Source organism: Caballeronia choica, from assembly GCF_001544535.1.
In the GTDB taxonomy this organism is placed as follows: Bacteria; Pseudomonadota; Gammaproteobacteria; order Burkholderiales; family Burkholderiaceae; genus Caballeronia; species Caballeronia choica.
Genome location: NZ_FCON02000230.1, coordinates 1 through 8,177 on the forward strand (window position 1 = coordinate 1; position 8,177 = coordinate 8,177).

The 8,177-nt window shown below is 59.2% G+C and carries 8 protein-coding genes and 2 pseudogenes; 5 read left to right on the forward strand and 5 right to left on the reverse strand.

Features of this window, described 5'->3' with window-relative positions; all coding sequences use genetic code 11:
- The first annotated feature begins 986 nt into the window (after window positions 1-986).
- Window positions 987-1,157: a putative glycoside hydrolase gene (locus AWB68_RS40540; RefSeq protein WP_087649804.1), complete on the forward strand. Its 171-nt coding sequence runs from the start codon at window positions 987-989 to the stop codon at window positions 1,155-1,157.
- 34 nt (window positions 1,158-1,191) lie between these two features.
- Here AWB68_RS40540 and AWB68_RS40545 read toward each other — a convergent pair whose 3' ends face one another.
- Window positions 1,192-2,142, reverse strand: a complete 951-nt coding sequence (locus AWB68_RS40545; protein ID WP_087649805.1) for a universal stress protein — start codon at window positions 2,140-2,142, stop codon at window positions 1,192-1,194.
- A 216-nt stretch (window positions 2,143-2,358) separates the two neighbouring features.
- Here AWB68_RS40545 and AWB68_RS49115 point away from each other — a divergent pair.
- The 4 genes and pseudogenes from AWB68_RS49115 to AWB68_RS51235 form a co-directional block, all read left to right on the forward strand.
- Window positions 2,359-2,552 (forward strand): annotated as a pseudogene (locus tag AWB68_RS49115) (ABC transporter permease); the annotation flags it as partial.
- Window positions 2,553-2,665: 113 nt separating this feature from the next.
- On the forward strand, window positions 2,666-2,746 hold the full coding sequence (locus AWB68_RS51225) for an ATP-binding cassette domain-containing protein (RefSeq protein WP_327384255.1): 81 nt from the start codon (window positions 2,666-2,668) through the stop codon (window positions 2,744-2,746).
- Window positions 2,747-2,779: 33 nt separating this feature from the next.
- Entirely contained in the window at window positions 2,780-2,941 is a 162-nt protein-coding gene (locus tag AWB68_RS51230) for a hypothetical protein (protein ID WP_327384250.1), read from the forward strand.
- A gap of 45 nt (window positions 2,942-2,986) precedes the next feature.
- Window positions 2,987-3,391, forward strand: coding sequence for an ATP-binding cassette domain-containing protein (locus tag AWB68_RS51235; RefSeq protein ID WP_327384252.1), 405 nt, complete (start codon window positions 2,987-2,989; stop codon window positions 3,389-3,391).
- 171 nt (window positions 3,392-3,562) lie between these two features.
- Here AWB68_RS51235 and AWB68_RS50185 read toward each other — a convergent pair.
- The 4 genes and pseudogenes from AWB68_RS50185 to AWB68_RS40570 form a co-directional block, all read right to left on the reverse strand.
- A pseudogene (locus AWB68_RS50185) lies at window positions 3,563-3,667 on the reverse strand (HPF/RaiA family ribosome-associated protein); the annotation flags it as partial.
- Window positions 3,668-4,000: 333 nt separating this feature from the next.
- Window positions 4,001-5,638 (reverse strand): AMP-binding protein, encoded by a 1,638-nt coding sequence (locus tag AWB68_RS40560; RefSeq protein WP_235028780.1) that lies wholly within the window; start codon window positions 5,636-5,638, stop codon window positions 4,001-4,003.
- A gap of 782 nt (window positions 5,639-6,420) precedes the next feature.
- The gene (locus AWB68_RS51735) at window positions 6,421-6,744 is read right to left on the reverse strand and encodes a cation-transporting P-type ATPase (RefSeq protein WP_087649807.1); all 324 of its coding nucleotides are present in this window, start codon (window positions 6,742-6,744) and stop codon (window positions 6,421-6,423) included.
- A gap of 614 nt (window positions 6,745-7,358) precedes the next feature.
- Window positions 7,359-7,946, reverse strand: a complete 588-nt coding sequence (locus tag AWB68_RS40570) for a lipocalin family protein (protein WP_087649808.1) — start codon at window positions 7,944-7,946, stop codon at window positions 7,359-7,361.
- Window positions 7,947-8,177 lie beyond the last annotated feature (231 nt).

An 8,177-nucleotide genomic window follows, 5' to 3' on the forward strand; every position in this document is an offset into this window, starting at 1 on the left:
GTTTCAGAAATGCGAGTTCAGCATCCGTCGCAACGCGCCTTAGCGCGCCAACGACGGATATTTCAACGGCCTGCTAGTGCGCGCGCCGAAATACCGTGGCGCACCACTGCGATCCACTCCAATGCGGATCGGGGCGACCGGGGAAACACCGAGCGTCCCCCCATCAAAGAATCGGCGGACACGGAATCTGCAATGCTCATCACGGCCTCCTGCCATTTGGCATCTACTTTACGCCAACTTGGCAACGCTCGCAACGACGCTCCGTCTACCGGTAGACCCGCGCCGACCCGCGCGCTGCGGTTCGCTCAGTTCAATGGTGCACGTCGTGTTTGAAGATTAGCGTCCATGTGGGATTTGTTTGATCCCCGCTCCCAAGCTTCGGGATTTCGGCTTTTGCCGCCGGACAGCTGCCCAGCTGGTCTGGTGACGTCTTGCGCAGCACAGGGCGGGAACGCAACACGCGCTGGAACAGGCATTCGGCTCGAACAGACCTTGTCAAGCTCCAATATATTACGTCAATTGACGATCGTCGATCAATCGCGGCGGTCGATTCCTAGCTTGCTCACAGCCGATTCGCTCCTCATCGGCTCCAAGGATAGCCTCATGATCGCGCGCTCGCGAATATGCGTGATCCTCAGGGAGTAGCTGATCATTATTTCCACAGCGACCGCGTTGGTGCAGTCACCGCCGACGTCGACGACAATTACGTCGGCTGGCTCATAAAACAGGCTCGGAGCTGGCCGTCGGACCAACGTAGACCGACTATCGGGCAAGGCTTATCAACCAAGTTTCCGATCGATGAACGCGCAACATATGAGACAGTTCGGCAAGGGCTTGGCTCATCAGGTAAAAGCGGGGCGACGCAGGCCGGGTAGCCGTGGCATCAACCGAGCGGAGAAGAGCCATCAGCCAACGCGCGAACGCGGGCATCGCATGCGCGTCAGACGCTGGCTTGAAGAGGCCGAGCGGCTACAGGGTCGCAGGGCGTGCCGTTCAGGCCCTGGCTCCGGGAGTTTCGAAATTATGCATTCGATCATCGCGCATTCGGCGCGTACGCCATTCGTCCGCAGGTGCAGGCCTGCGAGGCCGCCGGCACGAGTGGCTGGATGCTCTCGAGTCCCAGAAACCATTACCCTTTTGCCCACCTGCCCCGCTGATGATTTAGACCGCGTTCAGGGCGTTCTCATCGCGCTACTCGCGAACCAGCAACAACGGAATGGTGGCGAGGCTAGCGACCCGGTTGGCGACGCTGCCAAAGAATGCGCGCGCCACCCCACGCCTGCCGTGCGTTCCCATCACGATGAGATCGGCGTTCCAGCGTTCGGCTTCGCGCAAGAGCGCATGCGAAACGTCGCCGGCGCTGATGTCGGTTCTGATCGGATCAGCCGAAACCAGCGAGCGTGCGACGTTGTGCAGGGATTCCAACCGTGCTGCCGCGGCCGCGATCGCCAGCTCGCCCTCCTTGACGAAGGCGTCCTCGAGCAGTGTCATGGGCACGAAATCGCAGTAGCGTATCGCGCGATCCACGACATAGACCACACGTATTAGTGTGTCGGGCGTCGCGAGCGTGGCGCCTGTGTTCACCGCCGCGAGCGACGTAGAGCTGCCGTCTACCGCGAACAGAATGCGCTGAGTGCCGATCTCGCGCGTGCTAGCGTATCCTGCGGGCACCACGATTACCGCGCAGGGTGCGAGTTGACTGAGCCTGTCTGCCACTGACGGTTCGAACCACCTCGCCAGGCCGTGCTGTTGTCGGGTACCGACAATCATCAGATCCGCGCGGTCCTCATGTGCCTCTTCGGCGAGCGCATGCGAGACATCGGCCCTTTCGTTCGCGAGATCGATCACCTGAGTTCGCACGGAAGCCGCCGTATTTGCGAGCGCACTGCTCGACTCCGCGATAGCGCGCTCCGCGTCTTCCAGCAACTTCCTATGTGCGACGTCCAAATCCAACCCGGAGAGCGCCGCGTGCGGTGCGAGCAGATGCGGGTCGAGCGCCACAGCGGCAATCGTGAGTTCGGTACCGGCCTGCGCAAAACGCCCCGCGAACTTGGCGGCGCATCGGGACGCTTCCGAATCCACGCAAAGAACGATGCGCCTGAAGCCACCAGCTTTCGGCGCCGTGTTCTTGTTTGCTTCCATGGCTCACCCTCCAGGCGCGTAGCGCACATTCAGTTCGCGCAGCATAACGCTCGCGCATGGCGCGGCGCCTGACTCAGATCAAACGAATGCGGCGCGTTCCGATCGATGTGACTGATTCGGTCAATTGCGACTGCGTCAATGTGTGCTCACCCTGGTGCTCACGTCGAAAAACACTCGAAAACATGGCGCGGTTCACGTTTCTTGGCGCGACCGAAACGGCACTTTTTCATCGGGATGAGCAACCACCCGTGTTCGCGTTCCTGATCGCGTGCATCGGCTGCCTCGAAGGCCTCCGCGTGGAGGGCAGCGCGCAGTCGGTTGGCGAGCATACGACTTCGAGCGTCGTGCAATCGATCTTTGTCGTGATCCTGCTCGATGCCATTGCCGCCCTCTTTTTCCTGGAGATGGGATTGGTGAACCACTACCACCAGAACGAGCGTCACGAGTCGGTCGTCGAAGTGCACGACCTATCAAACTGTTTCGGTACGCAGATCGTACACAAAAACACCTGAACCTCGACGTCATGCACGGCGAAATCCCCGGCGTGGTGGGCGGTTCGGGCAGCGGCAAGTCGGTGCTGCTGCGATCGATCGTTGGGCTATGAAAGTTCGGCGCCGGCTCTATCCGCGTGTTTGGCTTGAACCTCGCCGAACTGCGACCGGACGACCGCATGCGCGCAGAAGAGCGCATGGGCATTCTCTTCCAGCGCGGCGCGCTGTTCTCGTCGCTCAGCGTGCTGGACAACGGGGCGCTGCCGCTGATCGAACCTACCGCGCTTGCATGCTCTGCCGCCGAATGACTTGCCCGCGTCAAGCTCGCGCTGGTCGGCCGGCCACCCAACGCGATGGCCAAGGCGCCGGCGCCACTTTCCGGTGGCATGATCAACCGCGTCGCGCTGACCCGCGCGCTCGCCCTCGATCCGGAGATCCTGTTTCTTGACGAGCCGACTTCGGGGCTCGACCCAGTCAGCGCATCCGCCTTCGATCAGTTGATCCATACGTTGCGCGACGCGCTCAGGCTCACGGTCTTTCACGTCACGCGATCTCGTACGCTATGCGCGATCTGCGACCGTGTCGCCATGCTGTCACCGCAGCGCGTGATTGCCGTGGGACCGCTCCTGGGAGTCGCGAACTGCGACGATCGATGGATCGGCGAATACTTTCGCGGCCCCGTGGCAAAGCTCCACTGGCCGCGATGCCGCAACCGCGCGAGGGCCCTGAGATCGAAACGCGAGCGCATCACGTGTTGATCGGCATCTTCATGGTCGCGACTCTCTCCAGTACCCGCAGCGGCTTGATGATCAAACCATATCCCTGTTCCCCGTCAAGATGCACGACTACTCCGGGATACGTGCCTCATGCTGCTTGATCTGACCTCGTCGCTTTCGTACCGCATCTTCGAGCATGCGAGTTGCATCCTAGAATGCGTCCCGGATTGCAACGTACACATCCTCGTCGTGCTCGTTGTTGGACACCAGTTCATGTCCGGGAATGGTTGTGTCGACACGGACATTGAACAGCTTGCCTGATATTGCAGGCCGCCATAGCCATCGCCTCCATCCGGGTAAGCATTCTCGCGCTCGCAGGGTGAAGCCGCGCTTGCACGCGCGATCGGAATCTTCGGTGGCGATTCTCTTACTCATCGGCAAAACTCGCGCCGATCCCATTTTGCCGTTCGCTTTTCGCGTTGCTGTGATTTCTTGGCGAAATCACAGCAGAGAAGCACTCCTGAGTTCGTCAACCAGAACGTATGGGGCCTTACCCGGTATTCCGACCGAACTAAAGCTTCTCGGTCGGCCGACCTGACGGTATGTCCAGCTCGTCCAGGATTGTGCTTGTACGCGTTGGCGCCCTTCTCTTCAACCCAATGCACGCCTCAATGTTTTACCAAGCTGATTCGTTGGTAACGAATCGCGGAATTCGATGAATCGAGGAACCTTGTAAATGCTGAGATTCGCCCGACAGAACTTCAAAACAGCGTCGGCGGTAACATCGCCCGCGGAGCGGACCACGCTTAGCTTTACCGCCTGGCCTGTTCGCTCGTCGGGTATGCCGACTGCCGCCGCATTGTCAACCCCGGGGCACGCGCACGCTACGGCTTCTACTTCCGAGGGGAACACCTTGAAGCCGGAAACAATGATTACGTCCTTGATTCGATCCACGAGGACAAGTGTTTGATTGGATGCGAGGTAACCCATATCTCCGGTTCGCAGCCAACCTTCGAACGACAGGACCCTGGCAGTTTCGTCCGGGTTCATCCAGTATCCGCGCATGACCTGGGGACCGCGCACCCAGACTTCGCCGGTCTCCCCGGGTGCGACGGCCGCGCTATCGTCGCCACGAATGCTGATTTCAGTTGCGGGCAACGGGTAACCGACGGATCCAGAAAACCCTTTCGCATTCACCGGATTTGCACAGACGACCGGGGATGCCTCCGTTAGTCCGTACCCCTCGATAATGACAGTTCCTGTTTTGGCCAGCCAACGTTGTGCCACCGGCGCCTGAATCGCTGCGCCGCCCCCGATAACAAGACGCATGCAAGACCAGTCAATGGATCCTATATGCCGCTCCCGCAGCATTGCATCAAAGAGCGAGTTGACGCCAATGAGTGCCGTGGGCCGCGCGTGTTCCAATGTTTTTACGAGCGCACGAAGCTTGCGTGGATCGGTCACCAGCACGTTGTGTCCGCCGAGCGCGACAAATGTCAGCAGACTGGCTGTCAAGGCAAACACGTGAAAGAGCGGCAACGGCGTAACGATCGTCTGCGGCCCGGAGCAGAATTCCTCACCCAGCCACCCTCGGATCTGTTCGACGTTTGCGCTCAGGTTGCGATGAGTAAGCATCGCGCACTTTGGTGTTCCAGTCGTGCCGCCGGTGTATTGAAGCAGCGCGACATCGTCCAGACCAGCGCTCGGACGGCTTCGCTCCAGGTTGGGGGTATGCGAGAGAACGGTACGAAATGCCCGAAGGTCAAGCTTTGTCGGGGGGATCGAGTCGCGGACAACGCGCTGCAGGAAATCGATTCCGACCCGCGTAGGGATCGGAAGCAGGTCGCCCGCCGCGACCGACACTACTCCTTGTACTTTATTTCGATCAACGATGTCGTCGAGCTTATAGGCGAAATTCTCCAGCACGACGATCGCACCAACGCGTGTCGTGTCAAGCTGCACTTGGATCTCGCGGGGCGTAGCGAACGGGTTGACATTCACCACCGTGAGCCCGGCCCGAAGCGCGCCATAGAATGCGACGACGTATGGCAGTCCGTTCGGAAGGATGAGTGCTACGCGGTCCTGCGCATTTAGCTTGATTTCATCAAGAAGAAAAGCCGAAAAGCGATGCACGTATCGACCGGCCTCGCTAAACGTTAGTGTACGATTGAATGAAGTGAACGCCGGACGGTCCGGGTAGCGCATACAAGCAGCGTCAAACATCTCCGACAACGTTCGAAGATTCTTGTTCTCGATACCACCAGCAGTCGGTTCACTTTCGGAAGTCACTGCGTTGCAAAGTGTCACAGGCACAGTCCAGTTCGGGAGATCAATGCGCGGGGCGAGCCTTGATTTCAGTTTGTAGGCACTTGTCGCTCAACGGCCGGCGTCCGCGATTGACCAGCGACCTCGGACTTGTTATATCGGCGAGACCGACACCGCCCTCGCTCTGAGACCACCATCCGAGCGGGCGCACTGATTGCAGCGATCACCGGTCGCCCACGCGACGCAACTATTTCTGCGGGGCCAAATCATAGACAATAAAATTCCCGAATTTCGCCGTCCAGGATGTCAAGCACTTGCATCGATCACTGCCGCAAGGCATGTTCGAACTCACCAAGAGGTTTTCTTCAGGCTGCAGCAATGCAACTGCCTCAATTGCATATTACTTCGCTTGGGAGCCAACGATCTCGCGAATTTCTCGAGCACTCGCGGCGGTCTTGTCCCTTCCCTGCATTTTCAATATGGGCCGTTGCACCTTGGCTTCAGTTGATGCAAGTCAATTTAACTCGCCTGAACGACGCTCCGTACATATGCAACTCACCAGATGGTCCGCCCAGCCTCGAGTTGCTTCGTAAGACGCTCGCGCCTTACCAGCGCGCGCTACTGAAGAGGGTTCCTCGGCGGCACGCCGTCGACGGGTGACACCTCGTCATATGTAAGCGCTTGATCGACGTTAGAGGCAATCAAGCCGTGGATCTTCGCCGACCTCCATCGGACACGTGATGAGAAAGCCACGTAGCAGATTTCGCGGCCGTTACATGTGTAGTTTTCACGCCGTCGAGGTAAAGCTAGGCGATGTGTCGCTGGCTCGGAAAAAAGCATCTGGCAAACACTGCGCCCAGCGTCCCGCAAAAACTATCCACGGAAGCATTATTTCGGCAAGCCTGGCGATCGTCCAGATAGACCGTTACTGCGGCACACGATAGAAGAAGGACGTAGAGAGGATTGATCGACCGACCGACCCGCTCACGTAGCACGCATTGCTGCTTTACGCGTCCGACGTCGTTCGGTCCCTGCGCACGCAATTGTCTCGCGGCTTGTTCGGGTTCGAGTCCCGTCGCGGCGCTCGCTAATTGTGCGCGAGCATCCCGTCTTCGTCGCGTCGTGAAAATCTTTGAAGAAACAAGATGCGGGTCGGAAGCTAGCCATCGCTATCATCCGATGGAACGCGCCGTGGTGAGAGCACTACAAGCGTCGCGTCCATCGGCGTGGCGCGCTTGGCGCACGTCAAGGACGATGACGTTCCTGCTCAAGCGCACGGCGCAGCGCGCGCACGCCTAGCTCCATGTATGGGGGACGCCCTGCAACATTTGGATCGATGAACCGTATTGACACACCTTCGATCGCGCTTGTGCAGTCGCCCGACGAATGAATGGTGGCGCGGCGTATCGGGTGTATTCGGAGAGTGTCCGGTCGCTAGCCCTTGCGGCAGCAACCCGCTCCGCGCTGTGCGAACAGCTAATCGACGGACTGGTGGAAAATCTCTTGTATCGACAGAAATCGCTGGCTGGCCACTTCCACTCCTCCTCGGGCAGCAATATTCGGATAGACTACGCAGCGTTAAGCGGCGTTGCGCCGGTGGCTCGGCGCCGCAAAGCGCGCCTCGCTGGATTTCAGTATCGCTGAGCCAGCGGGCGATATCAGTCAACGACGGCAGACTTGATGTACGCGCCCAGGCGGTGATGTAGGTAGACGCCCACATGCGCATTGCCAACCGGTCACATACCTAGCGAACGCTATGAAACCCCGGCTTGCCAATCTGTTCGGGAAATTGCACTACTTTCTTGAAGCGCGCAATGTCGAATCCCATGGCGTCGAGCCTCGTTAGTACGGCTTGGTAGGTTTCCTCACGCATTTCCGGATGGCGCGCCAGAATCCACGCGAAATTCTTGTCCGGCGTTGCGCGCACCGTGTACTCGTAGTCTGGATCTAGGTACACCGTGAGGACGACGAACTCGAACGGCCGCACCGGACGAATCTTCCACACGGAGTTGCGTGCACCGTGTTCGGGCCTGGCGATGAACACGCTGCCCGTCTCGGGTTGATCGAAGCCATGTTTGCGACCCAACACAGCATCCTCAATACGTCCATCCTCGCGCAGGGTCCACGTGGCGCAGCTTCCGACATAGTCGCGCTCGTCCACCACCGGGATGTTCGATATCACGTACCAGCGGCCCATGTAGCGGGGCAGATCGACGGACACCGGCTCGAGCGCTTTGTCTGCATGAGGGTTCCGGTTGACGGGCGCAAAGGTACATCCGGCAGCGACCGCAACGAAAAGGATAATGAGAACGCGTCGGGCGAATTGGTTCATACCGTCCTCGACAGAGGCTCCTGTGTTCCAGTCGCATCATGCTGCCGCCGACGCGACGTCGTCCGCTTGACGTGGATCAAGCGATCGATCTGACCTGCGACGCCTCGCGCTTTTCCTAGTACTGTTTTTTAACAGGTTGCTGAAATACACGTCCGCAGAAGCCGCGTTCCTCTAACTGCGCGGCTATTGCGACGATCTTTTCGCATTGTGCAATTGCAACGCGCATTCAAC